General features: G+C 69.4%; 22 protein-coding genes. 7 read left to right on the forward strand and 15 right to left on the reverse strand.

Annotated elements, in window-relative coordinates:
* Positions 1-36 precede the first annotated feature (36 nt).
* Positions 37-402, forward strand: coding sequence for a MerR family transcriptional regulator (locus ABT114_RS26860; RefSeq protein WP_351145417.1), 366 nt, complete (start codon positions 37-39; stop codon positions 400-402).
* A 117-nt stretch (positions 403-519) separates the two neighbouring features.
* On the opposite strand, the gene ABT114_RS26865 is transcribed toward ABT114_RS26860, so the two are convergent.
* From ABT114_RS26865 to ABT114_RS26885, 5 genes are all read right to left on the reverse strand, one after another.
* The gene (locus ABT114_RS26865; RefSeq protein WP_351145418.1) at positions 520-1434 is read right to left on the reverse strand and encodes a PhzF family phenazine biosynthesis protein; all 915 of its coding nucleotides are present in this window, start codon (positions 1432-1434) and stop codon (positions 520-522) included.
* A 171-nt stretch (positions 1435-1605) separates the two neighbouring features.
* The gene (locus tag ABT114_RS26870; RefSeq protein WP_351145420.1) at positions 1606-2049 is read right to left on the reverse strand and encodes a hypothetical protein; all 444 of its coding nucleotides are present in this window, start codon (positions 2047-2049) and stop codon (positions 1606-1608) included.
* Complete coding sequence (locus ABT114_RS26875; protein ID WP_351145421.1) at positions 2033-2524, reverse strand: RNA polymerase sigma factor; 492 nt, start codon at positions 2522-2524, stop codon at positions 2033-2035. The genes ABT114_RS26870 and ABT114_RS26875 overlap by 17 nt, the downstream gene beginning before the upstream one ends.
* A gap of 142 nt (positions 2525-2666) precedes the next feature.
* Positions 2667-3284 carry a class F sortase gene (locus ABT114_RS26880; protein WP_351145422.1) on the reverse strand — a complete coding sequence of 206 codons (618 nt, stop codon included), beginning with the start codon at positions 3282-3284 and terminating at the stop codon, positions 2667-2669.
* Positions 3281-3643 carry a sortase-dependent protein gene (locus ABT114_RS26885; RefSeq protein WP_351145423.1) on the reverse strand — a complete coding sequence of 121 codons (363 nt, stop codon included), beginning with the start codon at positions 3641-3643 and terminating at the stop codon, positions 3281-3283. The genes ABT114_RS26880 and ABT114_RS26885 overlap by 4 nt, the downstream gene beginning before the upstream one ends.
* Positions 3644-3861: 218 nt before the next feature.
* On the opposite strand from ABT114_RS26885, the gene ABT114_RS26890 reads away from it, so the two are divergent.
* Positions 3862-4857 carry a pyridoxal-phosphate dependent enzyme gene (locus tag ABT114_RS26890; protein WP_351145424.1) on the forward strand — a complete coding sequence of 332 codons (996 nt, stop codon included), beginning with the start codon at positions 3862-3864 and terminating at the stop codon, positions 4855-4857.
* A 59-nt stretch (positions 4858-4916) separates the two neighbouring features.
* Here the strand turns inward: ABT114_RS26890 and ABT114_RS26895 are convergent, their stop codons facing one another.
* From ABT114_RS26895 to ABT114_RS26925, 7 genes are all read right to left on the reverse strand, one after another.
* On the reverse strand, positions 4917-5990 hold the full coding sequence (locus ABT114_RS26895; RefSeq protein WP_351145425.1) for an NAD(+)/NADH kinase: 1074 nt from the start codon (positions 5988-5990) through the stop codon (positions 4917-4919).
* Positions 5991-6175: 185 nt separating this feature from the next.
* Positions 6176-6715 (reverse strand): NUDIX hydrolase, encoded by a 540-nt coding sequence (locus ABT114_RS26900; RefSeq protein ID WP_351145426.1) that lies wholly within the window; start codon positions 6713-6715, stop codon positions 6176-6178.
* 117 nt (positions 6716-6832) lie between these two features.
* A complete protein-coding gene (locus ABT114_RS26905; protein WP_351145427.1) occupies positions 6833-7174 on the reverse strand; it encodes a hypothetical protein in 342 nt (113 codons plus the stop codon).
* A gap of 62 nt (positions 7175-7236) precedes the next feature.
* The gene (locus ABT114_RS26910; RefSeq protein ID WP_351145428.1) at positions 7237-8160 is read right to left on the reverse strand and encodes an SGNH/GDSL hydrolase family protein; all 924 of its coding nucleotides are present in this window, start codon (positions 8158-8160) and stop codon (positions 7237-7239) included.
* A 275-nt stretch (positions 8161-8435) separates the two neighbouring features.
* Entirely contained in the window at positions 8436-8717 is a 282-nt protein-coding gene (locus ABT114_RS26915; RefSeq protein ID WP_351145429.1) for a hypothetical protein, read from the reverse strand.
* A 114-nt stretch (positions 8718-8831) separates the two neighbouring features.
* Entirely contained in the window at positions 8832-9845 is a 1014-nt protein-coding gene (locus ABT114_RS26920) for an MASE1 domain-containing protein (RefSeq protein ID WP_351145430.1), read from the reverse strand.
* Positions 9846-9895: 50 nt separating this feature from the next.
* Complete coding sequence (locus ABT114_RS26925; RefSeq protein ID WP_351145431.1) at positions 9896-10726, reverse strand: PP2C family protein-serine/threonine phosphatase; 831 nt, start codon at positions 10724-10726, stop codon at positions 9896-9898.
* 560 nt (positions 10727-11286) lie between these two features.
* Between ABT114_RS26925 and xynA the strand changes: the two genes are divergently transcribed.
* Complete coding sequence (gene xynA / locus ABT114_RS26930; RefSeq protein WP_502988395.1) at positions 11287-12291, forward strand: endo-1,4-beta-xylanase XynA; 1005 nt, start codon at positions 11287-11289, stop codon at positions 12289-12291.
* A 98-nt stretch (positions 12292-12389) separates the two neighbouring features.
* Here xynA and ABT114_RS26935 read toward each other — a convergent pair whose 3' ends face one another.
* Positions 12390-13445, reverse strand: a complete 1056-nt coding sequence (locus tag ABT114_RS26935; RefSeq protein WP_351145433.1) for a T6SS phospholipase effector Tle1-like catalytic domain-containing protein — start codon at positions 13443-13445, stop codon at positions 12390-12392.
* 130 nt (positions 13446-13575) lie between these two features.
* On the opposite strand from ABT114_RS26935, the gene ABT114_RS26940 reads away from it, so the two are divergent.
* From ABT114_RS26940 to ABT114_RS26955, 4 genes are all read left to right on the forward strand, one after another.
* A complete protein-coding gene (locus tag ABT114_RS26940; RefSeq protein WP_351145434.1) occupies positions 13576-14748 on the forward strand; it encodes a caspase family protein in 1173 nt (390 codons plus the stop codon).
* On the forward strand, positions 14745-16028 hold the full coding sequence (locus tag ABT114_RS26945) for a hypothetical protein (protein ID WP_351145435.1): 1284 nt from the start codon (positions 14745-14747) through the stop codon (positions 16026-16028). Before ABT114_RS26940 ends, ABT114_RS26945 begins: the two co-directional genes overlap by 4 nt.
* Complete coding sequence (locus tag ABT114_RS26950; protein WP_351145436.1) at positions 16025-17065, forward strand: ComEC/Rec2 family competence protein; 1041 nt, start codon at positions 16025-16027, stop codon at positions 17063-17065. Before ABT114_RS26945 ends, ABT114_RS26950 begins: the two co-directional genes overlap by 4 nt.
* Before the next feature lie 216 nt (positions 17066-17281).
* Complete coding sequence (locus ABT114_RS26955; RefSeq protein ID WP_351145437.1) at positions 17282-17635, forward strand: hypothetical protein; 354 nt, start codon at positions 17282-17284, stop codon at positions 17633-17635.
* A 161-nt stretch (positions 17636-17796) separates the two neighbouring features.
* Here the strand turns inward: ABT114_RS26955 and ABT114_RS26960 are convergent, their stop codons facing one another.
* Both ABT114_RS26960 and ABT114_RS26965 read right to left on the reverse strand, forming a co-directional pair.
* Positions 17797-17964: a hypothetical protein gene (locus ABT114_RS26960; protein WP_351145438.1), complete on the reverse strand. Its 168-nt coding sequence runs from the start codon at positions 17962-17964 to the stop codon at positions 17797-17799.
* A gap of 129 nt (positions 17965-18093) precedes the next feature.
* Positions 18094-18996: a LysR family transcriptional regulator gene (locus ABT114_RS26965; protein ID WP_351145439.1), complete on the reverse strand. Its 903-nt coding sequence runs from the start codon at positions 18994-18996 to the stop codon at positions 18094-18096.
* Positions 18997-19113: the final 117 nt, after the last annotated feature.

The following is a 19113-nucleotide window of genomic DNA, read 5'->3' on the forward strand; positions in this document are numbered from 1 at the left end:
CGCTCCAAGGTCAAGCCCATCATCCGACGGAGGGTCATGCGCATCGGGGAGCTGGCCGCGCAGACGGGTCTGAGCAAGGACACCATCCGGTTCTACGAGAAGATCGGCCTCGTCGCAGGTCGGCGGCTGGCCAACGGTTATCGCGACTTCCCGCCCGAGGCGGTGCCCTGGCTGCAGTACGTCCGCACCGCGCAGACACTCGGATTCACCCTGGCGGAGATCGCGCGGCACGGCGAGGAACTGAGTCAGGCGCCGGACGCCGCGGAAGCGTTGTCCGCGTTGTTCCAGGAGAAGATCCAGGTCATCGACGCGCGCATGGCCGAACTCACCACCTTGCGGGCCGACCTGACGGCGCGTGTCGGCACCGGATGCCCGTTGCGGGCGGCCGGCCGACCAGGCTGAGCACGGCCTGAGAGCGTCAGGATCTGCCCGCCCGGCCTGGCCGACGAGTGGCTCTTGACCGGACCGTCCCGGAACTGGCCGCTCGCAGGCCCGCCGACCGGTCAGCCGGCGACACGCTCACCAGTTCGGCCGTTTCCGGTCAGCGGTCGCACTCATGTCTGCGTGCTGGAGGCGGAGGACTCGCACAACTCTCGCGGTGCCACCGACGTGGACCAGCGGACCGGCCCCACTGCACCGTGCGACGGCCGTGATGGCGGAGGGGGTGCCGAGGGAGTCACCCATGTCGACGGTGATGCCGGTCATGCCCTGGCGGGCCAGGTGGGCGGCAAGGCAGGCAGTGCTGTTGGCGTTGGCAATGTCCTCCGGGACACCGATCGAGGGGGCGAACATGCGGGCGGCGACACGGGCGTCGGCCGTCGGCACCGAGTGGACGTAGCAGCCCAGCAGGCCGAGCCGGTCGCAGGCCTCACGAAGCGCGCCGAAGTCCGGGACCAGCCCGGTCAGAGCGGCCCGCGTGGTCACGGGGACGAGCAGCCGCGGTCGTCCCAGGGAAGCGACGCACATACCGGGAGCGAGCGTGTCCGAGGTGACACCCAAGGCGCGGAGGACGGCACCATGCTCGCTCGCGGCGGGCTCACGCAAGCCGACCGACCCCGGGTCGAAGACGGCATCGAAGTGGCTGTTCTCCCGGACGACACGGCCGGTGAAGATCCGTCCCGCCGCGCTGAGGGTGACCTGACACTCCGACTGTCCGGCACGCTCGGCCAGCACGGCCAGAGCCGCGACCGTCCCATGGCCGCACGCGGGCAGTTCTCCCTCCGCGGTGAAGAAGCGCAACGACACATCGGCACCGTTGCGCTCGCCGCCGCTCGCAGAGATGAAGACAGCGTGGGAGGTACCCGCCAGAACAGGCACGTCACGGCGCTCGTCATCGCTCAGGGGTGTCTCGTCCAGGACCGCGGTAGGACTGCCGCCGAGGCCTTCACGCAGACACGCATTCACCATCGTGACGGGCAGACCGCTTCCGTTCACCGGGAATCCCGCAGGGTGGCAATGGCGTCAGTCACGGCGGCGATCGTAGTGCAGGCAGGTACCCGCGCAGTGCATACAAATGATGCAGGATCCACGGACAGACCCACTGCAACAGGCAGGCAGTGCTTCAGCCAGGTACCCACCGCCGGCCGACGGCCCGGGAGACGCACGTCAGGGCCCGGGTGATGACGCGGTCGGTGTCACCGACGTCCCCCGAGTCGGAACGGCCGGGGCGGTGGGGGAACTGGAGATGTCGGTCCGGGTACTCCTGGTGGGACTCGGGCCGGCCGGCTCAGGTGTCGCCGTAGGGGTGGGCGCGAACGAAGGACTGCTCCCGGACGAGGGACTGCTCGCGGGCGGCGGAGCGAGGGGGATCGTCGGGGACGCGGGTGCCTCGGATGCCGTCAGGTGGAGCGGGAGCGCGACGAGGGCAGCGACGGCGCACGTCAGGCCGACCCCGGCCGCGGCCCGGAACAGCCGGCGGCGGGTGGCGCTGCGGCGGATCGCTTCGTATTGACCGGGGGGAGGGCCGAGGTACTCGGTGGTGGGCCGCAGGATGACGGCGAGAGGGTCGTCGGGGTCGAAGTCCGGACCCTCGTCAGAGGCTGTGATCAAGGCTTCTCCTCAGGTGGGCGCGGAGCAGTTCTCGGGCCGCGTGGAGGTCGGCCTTGACGGTTCCTTCCTTGCGCCCGGTCAGCACGGACACTTCCCGGACCGGCATGTCAGCGTAGTAGTGCAGCAGGATCGGGACGCGCAGTCGTTCCGGCAGCGACTGCACGAGCAGACGGACCGAGGGGTCGGCCTGCTCGGTGTACGGGCGGACGGCGGCTTCGGAGGTGGCACGGCGCACGGCTCTGCGCTCGCGCTCCACCTTGCGCCAGTGGTCCCGGACGAGATTGGCCGCGGTGACGTAGAGGAAGCCGCGGGGCTCCTCCACGGATGTCCAGCGGGCCCAGAGCCGGGTGAACGCTTCCGAGGCGATCTCGTGGGCCGTCTCGTCGTCGTCGACCAGACGGCGGCACCAGCCGGCGAGGCGTGGGTAGAGGGCGGCGAACAGCTCGGACGCTGCCTTGTCGCGGGACCGTTTCAACGCTCTCCATGGTCGTGACGGCACTCGTAGGACTCGTATGGCTTGTATGGCTCGTATGGCTCGTATGGAAGGACCCCGGGCCGGTGGCGTACGTTCCATCGGTCCGGGATCCGCGATCCAGGTGGCGGGATCCGGTGTCGGGTCAGGGGCTCGCGGAGCTCGGCGCGGCGAAGACGATCACGTTGTCGAGGTACCCGTCACCGGTACGGGGACCGCCGCACGTGATGAGCCTCAGCTCCGGCCGGTCCACGTCCCCGTAGACCTGGTCCGCCGGGAAGTCCGCCTTGGCGACCGTCCGTACGGACTCGACGGCGAACACCGCCGCCTTGCCGTTCTCCAGGCGTGCCACGATCCGGTCGCCCTGGTGCAGGTCTGCGAGGTGACGGAAGACCCCGTCCCCGTAAGCGCCGACCGTGACATGGCCGAGGATCACCGACGGGCCGACCTGGCCCGGCGTCGGCGAGTACCGGTACCAGCCCGCCCGGTCGTGCGCCGTGATCGGGGGCACCTGCACACTGCCGTCCGCGGCCAGCCCCAGCTGCATGACCGGGGTGTCGACCCCGATGTCCGGGATCTGCAGCCTGACCGGGACCGAACGCCCGAGGGCCGGCGCCGTGTTCGCCTGTGCGGAGGGCCTCGAAGGCGGTGGCGCGCTCCTCGATCGTGCGGTCGTGGCCCGGCCGGTGCCGTGGCCGTCGCAGCCCACGAGCACCGAGGCCAGCGCCGCGGTGGCGAACGCCCGCCTGGAGAGCGAGGTCATGCCCCGTTCGCCCGCCGGCGTCGTACGACGAAGACCGCCGCGCCGCCCACGGCGAGCACCGCGGCAGCGCCGCCGCCGATCAGCCCGCCCTCGCCTCCGGACTGCGCGGACCCCGACGCCACGCCGGTGTCGGGGGCTCCGTTCGGCACGCGGCTGACCTGGCTCGGGGTAGCTGCCCGGGTAGGGGCGGTGCTCGGCTCCGGGGTGGGGGTGGCCGGGGCCGCGGACGGGGTGGCGTCGGCGGTCGGCTGAACCGTGGGGACCGGGCTCGGGCTCGTCCCGTCGGCGAACGCGGGTACCGCGCTCGCCAGCACGGCTGTGCACGCAAGTGCCATGGTACTGAGGACAGTTCGGCGCATGGATCGCTCTCTTTCGTCGTTCCGCCGACCCGGGAGACCGGCAGGCTGGGTTACGGATCGTGCAGAGAGACGAGGCAGCGAAGGAACAGGTTGCAAAGAAATGGCAAAGTCGCCGGAGGTCATCGCGGCGTGCCAGGCGGTGCTCTGAGCCTGCTCGCGCGGCGCCTGCGCGTCGGCCGCTGTCGCGCCCCCGCGGTCGATGGACGACGCTTTCCCACGTGAAGACCACCCATGTCACCCTCAGTTCTCCGTCCCCCGTCACGCTCGGGACTTGGCCGACGCCCGTGGAGCCACTGCCCAGACTCGCGGCTGCGCTGGGGCTCGGACAGCACGATCTTTTGATCAAGCGTGACGACCTGACCGGCCTGGGCGGAGGAGGAAACAAGGTACGCAAGCTGGAGTGGACCGTCGGCGCCGCGATCGCCGATGGAGCGGACACGCTCGTGACCACGGGCGCCCCTCAGAGCAATCACGCTCGCCTGACCGCCGCTGCGGCCGCTCGCCTGGGCATCCGCTCCGTACTCGTCTTCCCGGCGGCCGGGGGCCGGTCACAGTCGGGCAACCTGGTACTCGACGGGCTGTTGGGCGCCCACGTCGTGTGGTCCGACGCCGCTGACCGGGCAGCTCTGGACGCGGCAGCCGCAGCGGTGTGCGCACACCTGTCCGAGCAGGGCGCCCGTCCGGCCCTCATTCCCTTCGGTGGCTCGAGCGCGGTGGGGGCGCTGGGCTACGTCCGGTGCGGAGAAGAACTGAGCGAGCAGGTGCCCGACCTGGAAAGAGCGGTCGTGGCGCTGGGGTCGGGCGGAACCATGGCGGGGCTGGTCGCCTCGCTCGGCCCTGACCGCGTTCTCGGAGTCGATACCGGCGCCCTCGATGACCCCCTGCCGGTCGTGGCCGCGTTCGTGGCGGACCTCCTACCCGAACCCGTGCGACCCGAGCAACTGCAGATGCGCAGCGACCAAGTCGGTTCCGGCTACGGCAACTTGACGGAGGCGGTCAAGTCCGCGCTCACCGTCGCGGCCCGCACGGAAGGGATCATCCTGGATCCCATCTATACCGGCCGCGCCATGGCAGGACTGATCGCCGCCGTGGAAGACGGCAGCATCCGACCGGGCCGGACGACTGTGTTCGTCCATACGGGAGGTCTGCCGGGGCTCTTCGGACACCAGGCTGCCGTCGCCTACGGGGAGAACAGCGTGATCAGTGGTCTTTGACGTGGGCAAGGCATGGGTACGCGCCGCCGCCGGACGGGGAGATGACCGGGACGATCAGATCACCGAGTCTCCGGCTCGTCGCCGGGAGCGGGAGGCAGCGCCAGATGCGCGAGGTCACCCGGCGGCGGGGTCGTCACCGGCCAGAGTGGGGCGGGGGTACCGTCGGCGACCGCGGCCGGGGCGTCGGTCAGGTTCATGCGTTCACGCAGGCGGCCGTAGAAGTCCATCGGCCCCAGCCGGACGGCCCGCAGGCGGCGTGGCGCCGCGTACACGCCGATCCAGTCCCCCGGGTCGAGCACGCCCCGCAGTTGGCCGTCGATGCTGACTGCGGCCTGGCCCGACCGTTCCAGCACACGCAGAGCGATGGGTTCGTCGGGCGCGGCCACGACCGATCGGTTGAACGCCATGTGCGGGGCGACCGGCGTGAAGATGAGGGCTTCGGCGCGGGGGGAGACGACAGGGCCGCCGGCGGCGAAGCTGTAGGCCGTCGAGCCCGTCGGTGTCGCGACCAACACCGCGTCGGCGGAGTAGGACGCCAGGAGCCTGCCGGCGAGATAGACGCCGACCGACACCTGCCGGTCCCTCGCCAGTTTCTCCAGGACAACGTCGTTCAGCGCCGATACGTTCAGCGCGATGCCCCAGTCACCACCGGCCTCGCACTCGGTGCGGACCCGCGGTGGCGGCAGGAGTGGGCCGCGGCCGTAACGCATCAGCTCCTGCACGCCGGAGGGCACCTCCAGAAGACATGAGGCACGCACGGTCAGCAGCATTCGGCTTTCGACGGTCAGCCGGTCCTCCCGTACGGCGTCCAGCGCCGAGCGCACCACGGTGACGGGGACCTCCGTCAGGAAACCCACCCGCCCGAGGTCGACGCCCAGAACCAGGGCGTCGTGCTCGGCGGCCAGCCGAGCGCCGCGCAAGAAGGTCCCGTCACCGCCCAATGTGACGATGAGATCGGGATCGCCCGCGGACTCGACTTCCTCCCGGGCACTGTGGCGCCCGCCATCACGCCATACGTCGATGTCCGTGCACTGCACGGCGTTTTCGGCGCACCACGCACGGACGGTTCGAGCGGCGTCCACGGCTTCTCCGCGTCCTCCGTGAACGACCAAGCCGATACGACGCACCGTCACATCTGCCTCCGAGCCAACTCTCGCGAATGAACGCGGAGCCTGTCCGCACTCAACACCGACTGCCATCCTCACCGCACAGCGGACCCCGCCTCGAACGCCACGCCGCTGCGCGACTGGGCCGTGCGGCTGAGTCTGTTGTTCCCTCCCCGTACGTCGCCCGGGACACGACCGGTGTCCGACCCGCCTCAGCTCGCCGCAGACGCCAGCTTGCGAGTGAAGCGGTGCATGTGGGGGTCCAGGGAGTTCAGCGGCTCGCCGAGTACCTGCTCGGGGGTCAGCCACCGGATCGCCGTGAACTCCTCCTCGTCGTAGGAAACGATGCTGTCGACGGCGGCGCTGACGACGTACCAGAGCGAAACGTCCGTGTGCTCACCTTGGCCTCGGGTCCGGGTGACCGTCAGGAAGAAGGGCCGCCTTCCGGTGATCGTCGAGGCGAGTGCCGAGATGCCCAACTCCTCCCGGCACTCGCGTTCAACCGCAGCCCACGGCGTCTCACCGGGTTCGACGTGCCCACCCGTGGGAAGCCACAGGCCCGCCTTGCGGTGCGCGACGAGCAGCAGTACCCCGCGCTCCTCGTCCAGGACGACGAAGTAACTCACCAGATGCATCGCCGGGACGTCGGGCTTGCGCATCCTGTACACCGGCGCCCCGCTGGAGATCCACTCCGTGGCGGTCTCCAGGTGAGTCCGCTCCAGTTCGTCCCAGGGGTCGATACCGTCGACCATCTCCACAAGCTGGGTACGAAGGCGCGCGTCACCGATGCTCGGCCGACTGCGAGAGGAGGGCATCCAAGCATCCTGACACGGAGCTCTGACAGTCCGGACGCCTACCGTCCAAGCTCTTCAGCCGGCCTCCGCCGCGCGCGCGTGCAGGAGGACCGCGCCGGCGACGGCCACCGCCAGAGCTCCTGCCGCGGCCAGACGGCCATGGGAGCGCCACGACAGGACCGACCAGGAGGATTGGGCGGACAGCGCGGACCCGGTACTCAGCCAGGAACCGGCGGAAGCGAAGGACGCGGCGGAGCCGAGGGAGCCGACGGACAACACGCTGCCGATCGACGCGACGGACAGGGCGCTTCCCACGGAGCCGATGGAGAGAACCGAGTCCACCGACCCGATGGAAAGCACCGAGTCCTTCGACCACAGCGAACGCCAGGAACCCTCGGCGCGGGTACGCATCGTCATAGGCGGATACTGCCAGACACGGCCCTCACACAGAACCTTCCCGCAGGCGCCCCTTCCGCTGTTCAGCGGCGCCCGTGGCCCGGGTCCAGCCGTTCCGTCACCGCGCGCGCCATGGCTGCCTCGCCCTTGGCATTGGGGTGTGCGGGGGCCGCCGGAGACGCCGGCTGCAGCGGCTCGATCCAACGGTCCGCGGGCGCCTTGCACATGTCGTGGCCGCGCGTGGGCCCGTACGTGTCGACGTACTCCGCGCGGTTCGCCCGGGCCACCAGGCGCAGCATGAGGTTGAGGCGCTTGCTGGTGTCCCGCAGGTAGGGGAAGTCCTTCGCCGCGAAGGGTACCGACGGATAGCAGCCGCTGCCGTCGTCCGGCAGCAGGTCCGGGTAGCCGACGACCAGCACGCGGGCATGCGGTGCCCTGGCGTGCACCTCGCGCAGTACAGCGGCGACCTTGGGCATCGTGTCGAGGACGTTGAGCACCAACTGGTCGGTTCCGGACGAGGAGTAGTAGCGCTGGCACGGGTTGCCGGTCAGGTCCGTCGCGCCGAGCCGGGCGCAGGTGGCGATGATGGAGCCGAAGCCGACGTCATTGCCGCCGATCTGCACTGTCACCAGGTCGGTGTCGCGCTGCACCGCGTCCAGTTGCGGGCCGTTCGTACCCTGCGGCTTCCACATGTTCTCGGTGGTCGCCCCGGCGCAGCTCACGTCCTTGAACACGGTCGTTCTTCGCTCCGCCGACACGAGCGAGGGGTAGTTGTGGTCCGAGCGTGCACAGTTCGTGTCCACTTGCCGGGGGATCAGCGGTCCCGAGGTGTAGGAGTCCCCGAGGGCCACGTAGTGCGTACCGCGGCCGTGGCTCGCGCCATCGGGCGTGGCCATGGCCGGTGCCGCTGAAGCCAAACCGAGGGCGCAGGCACTCACCGCCGCTCCTACAGCTGTGACTCGGCGGCGCCGCAGGGCTGTCGCGTCCGGGTTCCGGTGATCCTTCATGAGCTACTCCCCCAAGGTCCAGGACTGCGCCCCGCCCCGGCGCCGGTGCGGCATTCGCACGTTCGGCTTGTATACCGGTCGGTACGTTCCTGGGGCCAGACGTCTGCACGGGTCAACTCGGCTCGGGTTCGGGGAAGTTGCTCTCGCCGCGGCCCGCCGACCAGAGCCGGCGAGGCGATATGTGCACCACGAGGGCTCCGAGTGAACGTGGGGCGGGACCGCGGCGTGCCGGCTCTGGCGGCCGGCAAACGGGCTCAGGACACCGGCAACTGGTTCTAGGTCTTGAACGTGTAGGTCGCGTCGTAGGTCATCAGGTTCCCGCTCGGCGCCGGGAGGCCGAGCCGCCGGTTGAGCGGTCCTGCCAGATCTCCCGGCGCGGCCACTCCCCCGCACCCGCCCGTCCGGGCGCGACCGCGCCCCCGCCCGGGGGACGAGGAACTGATCCAGCAGCTGGAGCGGGATCCCGACGTCTGGTCCATGATCACCGGCTGCGAACACGCCGTGGTACCGGCCCGCAGCAGCGGCGCCACCTCGTCGACGACGAGGTGAGCGGTCACGAGCACGAAGGCGGGGCGGCGCCCGGTTCCATGGATTGGTAGCCGAGGGTGAAGTCGCCTACCTGGGTGAACCGACTGCCCCTGGTAGAGCCGGTTCGGTCTCGTCCGAGTGGGTCACTCCGCTCCGCGCTCTTGCCGTCGGCCCTCGTCCTCCGGCGGCGGCCGGTTGTGCGGGGAGTCCCCCGCGGTGAGATGTCCCAGGACCTCGACCAGCTCCTGGCAGGCCCGTTCCACGGAACGTCTGGTGTTGAGCTGCTCGGTGATCACGGCTGAGAGGAGCAGGGCGGTCAGTGCCATGGCTCCGTTGAAGGCCTGAAGCTTGATCATCACCTCGATACGGGTCAGCCCTGCGAACGGGCCGACCGCGTCCGTCGCCGCGATGGTGGCCATGACGGAGGTGAACAGGGCGCACAGCATGCTGCCCACGAGCTGGAAACGCAGAGCAATCCAGATCAGCAGCGGGTAGACGAGGAACAGCATGCTGATGGTGCTGCGGGTGGCCAGCGGGACGATGACGCAGGCGATGAGGGCCAGCCCCAGGGCTTCCGGCCACCGCGCCAGGTTCGGGGGCCGACGCGTCTCGTGCAGTAAGAGCAGGAACGGGGTGACGATCAGGACACCCATCGCGTCGCCCACCCACCACGCCAGCCAGACGGGCCAGAAGTCGCCCGCGTCGAGTCTGCCCCTGAGGGCGATGAGGCCGACACCGACAGTCGCGCTGATCAGCATGCCGGCCAGGGCACCCAGGAACACCAGCGCGAGGCCGTCCCGCAGACGGCTGAGGTCGGGGCGGAAACCCACCTTGCGCAGCATGAGGCACGAGCAGACCGGAGCGGCGGTGTTTCCGAACAGATTGCCGATCACCACGGGCCGGAACGAGGTGATGGACATGATGACGAGAAATGCGCCGAGCGCGATACCGGGCCAGCAGCGCAGCCCGAAGATCAGCAGGCCGGCCAGCGCGATGCCCGTGGGCGGCCAGATGGGTGTGAACACCGCGCCCTCGACGACGAGCTGCCGCAGGAGTCCCAGCCGTCCCCCCGCGTAATAGCAGGCGGCGACAGCCAGCGTCTGGAGGCCGACGACGACAGGCCGGTGCAGGTCCTGGGTACGCACCACAGCAGCCATCAGACACCGACGCCAACGTGTCGGCGAGGCGAGAGGCGCGGGGTGCCGCCCTACGGCTGAGCGCCAGGCCCGTCGTGGCGGACGACGAGCACGGCGGCGTCGTCCTCGTGTCCCACGAGCTCGGAAACCTTGATCAGGGCTGCGGCCAGCGGCTCCGCGTCCATGCCTGCGACGGCGGCGATACCGGCCAGCCGTACGACGTGACCGAGCCCGTCGTCGACGTTCAGAGAGGGCCCTTCCACCACGCCGTCCGTGAGCAGGACGAACACCCCGCCCGTGGTGAGCCGGTACCGGGTCGTCGGGTATTCCATCCCCTCCTGGATGCCGAGGGGCGGTCCTCCCTCGTCACCGGTGATGCCGGACTTTCCGTCCGCCGTGGCCCAGACGCAGGGGATGTGTCCGGCCCGCGCGCTCTCGATCTCGCCGGTGGCCGGGTCGAGCCGCATGAAGTTGCAGGTGGCGAAGAGGTCGGTGCCGAGCGAGAGGAGCAGGTCGTTCGTCCGGGCGAGGAGTTCCCCCGGCTCGCTCGTGACGGAGGCAAGGGCACGCAGGCCGACCCTTACCTGGCCCATGAGCGCGGCGGCCTCGATGTTGTGGCCCTGGACGTCGCCGATGGACAGCCCGATGCGGCCGTCGGGCAGCATGAACGCGTCGTACCAGTCGCCGCCCACGTTGAGGCCGTGGCAGGCAGGCACGTATCGGGCGGCCACGCGGAATCCCGGGGCGGCGGGCAGCTCTCCGGGCAGCATGTCGCGCTGCAGGGCGATCGCCAGTTCGACCTGGGAGCGCTGCACTTCGGCGCGTTCGCGCGCCTGGGCGGTCAGTGACCCGAGTCTGGTCAGCAACTCGTCGGCGTCGCCCGTGGGGCGCTTATGAGGCATCGATCACTCCTGGCGCACATTACCCCCTTCAGAATAAAGAACGCATGCCGAGACATTAGCTAATGATCGTGAGATTACGGGCGGATAGGGGGTGGCGACGCCGAGCCGTCCGGTCCACCCTGCCCCACCACACCGCCTCGACGTAATCCGGAAAACCTTCGAAACTTTCGATGAGCCGACCCCGCCCCTTGATCTCGGCATCGACAATGCAAACGATCAGTCTCGCCAGGGGTGGTCACACCTCGCCACTGACCTGGGAACCTACCCTTCATGGAAATCCAGTGGTGAGCGAATGTTTCGGAGTCATTGCCGAAACAGTTGACAGTTGACGGGGACACACCAACACTGTTGGCCGTTGACAGGGCTCCCCCCTGCCGATCCGGGTCGCCACGTGACCCGGTCTTCCGGTCGCCGAGCACACCGCGACCGGCCAAGTCCGGCCGTGTTGCGCGGCGTCGACGCTCGGTCGCCGTCGTCTCCTGCTCAACGACAACATCCCAGAGTCGTGTCGCGCTGCCCGGCCCCCACCGGCCTCACCAGTACGAGGAGGAAGCACGCACATGAACGACGCACCCGCACACCCGTCGAACCGCGGCCGCGGCCGCTTCGGGTCGCTCAGCCGCCTCAGGCTGCTCATCAGCAGTGTCTGCACCATGCTGCTGGTCGCCGTGGCCGCACTGACCCTGCCCGGCACCGCCAATGCCGACACGGTCGTCACCACGAACCAGACCGGCACCAACAACGGCTACTACTACTCGTTCTGGACCGACTCCGCCGGGACGGTCTCCATGAACCTGGGCTCCGGCGGCAACTACGGCACCACATGGAGCAACACCGGGAACTTCGTCGCCGGCAAGGGCTGGGCCACCGGCGGACGCAGGAGCGTGACGTACTCGGGCAGCTTCAACCCGTCCGGCAACGCCTACCTGGCCCTGTACGGCTGGTCGACCAACCCGCTCGTGGAGTACTACATCGTCGACAACTGGGGCACCTACCGGCCCACGGGAACGTTCATGGGCACCGTCACCAGCGACGGCGGTACGTACGACATCTACAAGACGACGCGGTACAACGCCCCCTCCATCGAGGGCACTCGCACCTTCGATCAGTACTGGAGCGTCCGGCAGTCGAAGAGGACCGGCGGAACCATCACCACCGGCAACCACTTCGACGCCTGGGCCAGCCACGGAATGAACCTGGGCACCTTCAACTACATGATCCTCGCGACCGAGGGCTACCAGAGCAGCGGGAGCTCCAACATCACGGTGGACGGCTCCGGTTCGAGCGGTGGCGGCAGCAGCGGGTGCACCGCGACCCTGTCCGCGGGCCAGCAGTGGAGCGACCGGTACAACCTCAACGTCGCGGTCAGCGGCTCCAGCAGCTGGACCGTGACGATGAACGTCCCCTCCCCGGCGAAGATCCTCTCCACCTGGAACATCAACGCGAGCTACCCCAGCGCCCAAGTCCTGACCGCCACGCCCAACGGCAGCGGCAACAACTTCGGCGTCACCATCCAGGCCAACGGCAACTGGACCTGGCCAACGGTCTCCTGCAGCGCGACCTGATCCCCGAGAACACCCAAGAAGGCGCGGCGGTCCATGGCCGCCGCGCCACCCTGCCAACACCCTGCGCGAGCGAGGTGCATCAACGGATGTCACCCTCGTCATTCGCGGCCGGTCAGCCAGTCGCCGTCGGACCAGACGGCCGTGTCCGGGATCCGGTCCGCGTATCCCGGGTGCTTCTCCAGGCGGGCGCGGACACTCTCGTGCACGTGTGCGGCCGGGGGCAGCCTGCGGTGGCGGTAGGTGAGCAGGGCCCAGACCCAGCCCATCCGGTGCACCGTACCCAGGGCGTCCTCGGGGACGACGGTCAACTGGCGCGCGTAGGCCCCGGCCTTCAGTAGGAGGCCCGATGCGAGGGCGCCGTCCACGATCCACTTCAGGGCGAGGGTGGCAAGGCGGGGATCGTCCTCGAAGGTCCCGCCGACGTCGGAGTGCACCCCGGCGAACCACACTTGCTCGACGGAACCCGGCACCGCCTGCTCCGTGCCGCCGGACGTGACGAGGTACTCCCGGTACGGCCTGCGCTTCTCGTCGATGGAGACGGCGTGGCGGACCCGGCGGATGCTGCCGGCTTGACGCGTGTACGGCCACCGCAGGTTCCAGCGCAGCACACCGGCCGCCTTCACGGAGTCCCAGATCCCGAGGTACTCGACGGGGATGCCGACCCGACCGCCGACCGCGCCGCTGAACGCACCCGCGAAACGGTGGAGTTGGTCCCAGTCCTGCCGGGACCAGTCCTTGTTCCTGGCATACACGGACACGGCGTACGGGACGAGGTTCTCCATGCCGGGCCGCATCAGGCCGACCGCCCTGAGCATGCCGGTGAGCGCGCGGGCCGTGTAGGCGCCGCGGCTGAAGCCGAAGACGTAGATCCTGTCGCCCGGCTGGTAATGCTGCATCAGATACGTGTACGCCTCCGCCAGGTTGGCCCTCATCCCGGAGCCGAAGGCGAGTCCGAAGAGCCTGGACAGGTACCGGCTGGCGGGTGTCCAGGCACCCGCGGCGGAGAACGTGCCGACACCGGGGTCGTAGTAGGCGATCTGCACGTCGGGATGGGACAGGTCCAGCATCTCGAAGAGCCGGACCACGTTCGTGCTCCCTTTCGCCTTCAACTGGTTGCCCGTGCCGTCCAGGCAGATCACGAGATTCTTGGGCATGGCGGGCTCCGCGTTCCGAGGCGGATGCGATCACCTTCACATATCAGGATACAGGGTTCTTTGAGGGTTATATTGGGTGAAAAGCGTCTCCTCAAGCATGCTCAGGAACAGTCGAGTCACCGGAGGAACCATGGCCGGTGCCGTGATTCACGACGCTCAGGACACCGGCTCCCCGCGCACCCACGCACTGGTCGTCGGCGTCGGCAAGTACCCGCATCTGGCGGGCGGCGAGGCGCCGGTGCCCGACTCCGACGGGATGCAGCAACTCAGCTCACCGCCGGTGTCGGCGCGCGCCTTCGCGACCTGGCTGCTGGCCGAGTACAACGAGCCGCACAAGCCCCTCGGCAGTCTCGCCCTACTGCTGAGCGAGGAACAGCCCACCCCGTACGTCGATCCCCGTACCGGAACCGGCCATGACGTCGAGGTGGCCACCATCGACAACGTCATCGCGGCGGTCAGACAGTGGTACGACCGCGGCGACAGCCATGTCGACAACCGGCTCGTCTTCTACTTCTGCGGCCATGGAGTTTCGCAGGGCGAGGACATGGCCCTGCTCGCCGCCGACATCTTCAGCGACCGCTTCAACCCCCTCAACGGCGCGCTGGACTTCTCCGGTCTGATGAACGGGCTGAAACGGTGCAAGGCCACCGAGCAGGTGTTCTTCGTCGACGCCTGCCGGTCCAACTCCGATGTGCTCATCGAGAGTTCCGGCAACCGGTTCGCCGGGCAGACCCCGCTCGGCGCCGGAACGCGGCCGCTCGACCTGCCGCGGCGGTTCCACGTCCCGTACTACGCCACCCTCGCCGGGGACCGCTCGCACGCCAGGCCCGGGCAGGTCAGCCTGTTCACCGAGGCACTGTTGAGAAGCCTCGCGGGCGCGGCGAGCGACGACCCCGAGGGCGACTGGCTGATCAACACCTCCAATCTGCTGGAGGCCATCGACCACTTCATGCACCAGCGGCGCTTCGCCGGTGCCGTCGTGGGCGTCCAGGTCCCCTCGGTCGGCGAACTGCCGGTGTTCGTCCTGCACCGGCTGCCCGGACCGCCGCTTGTGCCGGTGTACGTGGGATGCGGCTGCGCGGAGGACAACGCCGCGGCCGAGTTCGTGTGCCGGGAGGGCGGACACGAACGGCTGCGCCGCCTGGCGGGTCAGGCGGACGACGCCGACCCGCAGAGCGAGTGGGCCATCGAACTGCGCTTCGGCAACTACGACTTCGAGGCACGGCTCGGCGACCAGGACGTGCGGACCAAATCCATCACCGTACGACCGGTGTTCCGCCGGATACATCTGGGGAAGTCATGACCGCCGCCCTGAGCGTGACCGTCGCCCTGAGCCTCCACGAGGCGGACCTGGCAGACGGCGCCAGGGTCGTCGGCAACATCTACTCCGCCGACGGCAGCGGCGCCACCCACCGCAACGTCGTCTTCCCGTGCGGGACTTCGGCGGAACCGGCGCGCTACGAGGTCACCCCCGGCCCCTACGTGGTGTCCGCCACACTGCCCTCCGGTGTCGTCCTGTCCAAGGACGCCGAGGCGACGGAGGGCGCGGACACACCGGTGACGCTGCGCACGGCTCCCTCGCCCTACGAGTCGCACTCCTGGCAGTACCTCATGGGCAACATCGAACCGTACGGGGCCTATCACGACGGGGAGAAGATCCCGGTGCCCCGCTCCCAGGGGTCTCGCTCCGGTGTCTGGGACAAGGGCGGACTCATCCCCCCGGGGCACGCGGTGTGGATCGGCGACCCGAAGCCCACGAGCTGGCACTTCACGTCCATGCTCACGCTGGCCGAGTCGCCCGGCCGGCAGCCGGTCGCGCTGGGCATCGCCAGGTCCGCGCCCCATTCCGTCGCCAGTCTCGAACTGGGCGACTCGGCCGCGCGGCTGTACCGGTTCGGTCCGCACGGCCCGGTCGACGAGCAGGGGAAGCCCACCCTGGGCGGGCCCACCGGCCACAGGCAGTTCCTCGTGGTCTCGCTGGCGGGCACCGAGTACCTCGTCACCCTGCCGGCACCATGGGATTCGGCCCAGATCGAGGTGCTCGTCAACGAACGTCAGAGCCCGACCGGCAGTGCCGTCTCGGTGACCGTGCGCGACAGCCGGGTAGGGCCCGCCCTCGCGTACATGGCCCGCGGGGCCTTCGACGCGGCGGCGGCCCTGGTCAGGGACATCGAGGAGCTGCTCTACGGCAGGATGGAGAACACCCTCGCCGCAGTCGCCGGAGCGTACATTCTGGTCGGCAGCGAGCTCACGGAGCGGCCGCAGCGCTGGGACCCGTGGCTGGACCAGTTGCGGGAGGGGTTCGACTGGCTCAGCGACGGCTCGGTGCTGTGGGCCATGCGTCACCTGCGCCGGGCGCACACCGAGAAGGAGCACCTGGCGGCGCGGGACGCGCTGATCGAGGCCTGCGACCGCGGAGTGCCGCTGTTCACCCTGGGCCTGAGCCGGCTCGTCCACGGGCTCTCCGAGTTCCCCGACGACCCGGTCTGCGCCCGCAGACTCGACCAGGCGCGCCGGCTGTCCTGGCACGTCGACAACCGTGAACCGTTCGTGATCGTCGCCCTGCGCGGGAGGCAGCAATGATCAGACTGACCATGATGCCCGGCGAGGACGGCGACTGCCTCCTCCTCGAATACGGCGACGGCGGCTTCGTACGCCGTATCCTCGTCGACGGCGGACGGACCGGCACGTATCCACGTGTCAAGTCCGTGCTCTCCGGCCTCGAAGGTTTCGTCGACCTGCTCGTCGTCACCCACGTCGACCAGGACCACATCCTGGGTGTGCTCGCTCTGCTGAACGATCACGACCGCCCGGTGGAGTTCGGTGACGTCTGGTTCAACGGGTTCGACCACCTCCTCGACACCGAGGGGTTCGGCGCCCAGGACGGTGAGAAGCTCACCAGTTCGCTGCTGGCGCAGAAGGTGCCGTGGAACGACGCGTTCGGCGGGCGCAGCGTCGAGGTCGGACGGGAGTTCGCCTGGTTCGACGACGGTTCCGCGCTGGAGGTGCTCTCCCCCGACCGGGGTCAGCTGGAGAAGCTGGCCCCCAAGTGGGTCGAGGAGTGCGCCCGCAACGGCCTGATACCGGGCCGGGACCCCGACGAGGTCGCCCCGGTGCTCGGCTTCGAGCACTTCGGCGGCGTGAACGTGGACCAGCTGGCCGAGACGGCGTTCGATCCGGACGGGTCGCCCACCAACCTCACCAGCATCGGCCTGCTCTTCGAGTTCGAGGACCGGAGGATCGTCCTCACCGGCGACGCGGACGACCGCCGGCTCGTGGCGTCACTGCGGTCACGCGCCGAGGCCGCAGGGGGCCGGCTGCACCTCGACGCGCTCAAGGTCGCCCACCACGGCAGCGCCCACAACCTCTCGAAGAACCTCCTCGACCTCCTCGACTGCGACCGCTATCTCATCTCCACGAACGGATCGCGGCACGGCCACCCGGACGACATCGCCATGGCCCGCATCCTCAAACACGGCGGCCCCGCGAAAGACATCGTCTTCAACTACCGGGACCGCGCGGCCCCTTGGCACCTCAAGGCCCTGGAGAACCGCTTCGGCTACACGGTGACGACGCCCGAGCCGGAGGCCGAGGACGGGTTCGTCACCATCGAGTTGTGAGACCGTTGCGACTCCGTCCGAGTGGTGCATCACCCGAGACGGTCGTAGCGTCGATAGAGAGACCGACGGGGCGCGGAAACGACAGGCGGCGGGGAGTTGGACATGCTGAGACACACACTGAGAGCAGCGGTCACGCTCTGTGCGGCTGCATCACTCGTAACAGCCCTGGGAACGGCCTCCGCCTCCCCCGCTGAGTCGCCCGCAGCGACGCACACCGTGAACCAGCAGTCAGGCGACACCGTACTCGTCGACTGCTTCTGGAAAGCGCAGGTACGCCCCAGTAACTTCATCCTCGCCTGCGGTGACGGCAACAGCCGCCTCGCCTCGCTTCAGTGGACGCACTGGGATCCTGGATCGGCGGTGGCCAGGGGCTTCAACTGGGTGAACGACTGCAAGCCGTACTGTGCGGCGGGCAAGTTCCACTCGTACCCGGTCATCGTGCTGCTCGAGAACCCGAAGGCGTGGAAGAAGCACACGCGGACGCAGCACTATGCCCAGATGAGCCTGGTCTACACCGACGCCAGGCCGGCCGGGTACGCACGCGTGGTCACGTACCCCCTGTGGAACTGATCCCGCACCGCGGCGGGCTCCGCGAGCGAAAGCCGCCGCGGCCGGCACTCCGACGTCGGCCGGCGGGCGCAGTTGTCGCCGCCCACGCCCGTCTGACGGTGGTTCAGCCGCAGCACGACCTCCTGAGGTAGCCGCCGAACCAGGATCACCCTAGGGTGCGCTCAGCGGCCGGTCGCGCCCGGTTGGGACCTCCGCGCGTTGTTGTAGATACGCAGAAGGTGTTTGGAGACGGCGCACGGCGTGGTGTCGACATGGCACTGACGGCACGTCCCGATGTGGTGCTCGTAGTTGACGCGTGCTTCGTGCAGGGCGTCGCTCTGTGTAGGCATACAGCTCTCCGGATGGGGGCGGCGCGCCTGTCACAGGGCGCCGGTTGACTGGATGGCACATCCAAGCGACAAGATCATCATGTTACTGGGAGTAGTGGGAATGTGGGTCGGACCACATGGGCCGGCCCCTCACCCGGTCTGGAACGGATGGCCCGTGAGGTGGGCAGGGGCCAGCTTGCGGAAGGCCGCGACCAGGCGGCTGCGGTCGTCGGCGCGGGTCGCCAGGACGACGTGGCTCGGTTCGACGCCGTGCAGGGGGACCGTGGTGAGGTCGGGGCGAAGGCTGTCACCGAGCGGGCGGGCCACGATGGCCACCGCGTCTCCGGCGGCGATGAGTTCGTACTTGTCCTCCATGGCCTGCACGAGGGGTCCGTCGGGGGCCGGGCTTCCGTCGGGTCGGGGGTCGACGCGCCAGAAGGCGTCCCAGAGCGGGTCGGTCGCCCGGGGCAGTGGTTCCTCGGCGATGTCGTCGAGGGTGACGGATTCCTTTCCGGCCAGGCGGTGGTCGACGGGGATGACGAGCACCCGGGGCTCGTCGTACAGGACCGTCACGTGCAGTCGGTCGGTGGGGAACGGCAGCCGGGCCACTACCGCGTCCACCCGGTGGTCGAGAAGGGCCGCCCGCGGTTCGTTCCAGGACAGGTGCGAGGACTGCACGTCGGCCTCCGGGTGCCGGCGTCGCAGCTCGCGCATGGCCGCGGTGACGATGAGGCCCTTCGTGTACCCGATGGTGATCCGGCTGGGCTCTGCGGCGGCGCGGGTGGCGGCGGAGGCCTGGGCAGCCGAGCGCAGCAGCGCCTTGGCCCGGGGCAGGAAGACTTCCCCGGCCTCGGTGAGCCGGGTGCCCTGCGGGGTACGGTCCAGCAGGCGGGCGCCCACCTGCTGTTCGAGACGCCGGATCTGACGACTCAGGGACGGCTGGGCGATGTGCAGGGCCTCGGCCGCGCGACCGAAATGCCGGTGCTCGGCGACAGCGGTGAAGTACCGCACCAGGCGCAGATCGAGGTCCGGCACAGGAGCTGACTCGGGCATGCGCGGAGTCTAGACCCGATGCCCGGGGACAGCCGCTGCACATGCTCACTGACCTTGGGTGATGCCTGAAACGCATTGCTCCTTGCGGAACAGGCCTTGGACGCGGACCACTTCCCG

Source organism: Streptomyces sp. NPDC002088, assembly GCF_040296605.1.
Lineage (GTDB): Bacteria > Actinomycetota > Actinomycetes > Streptomycetales > Streptomycetaceae > Streptomyces.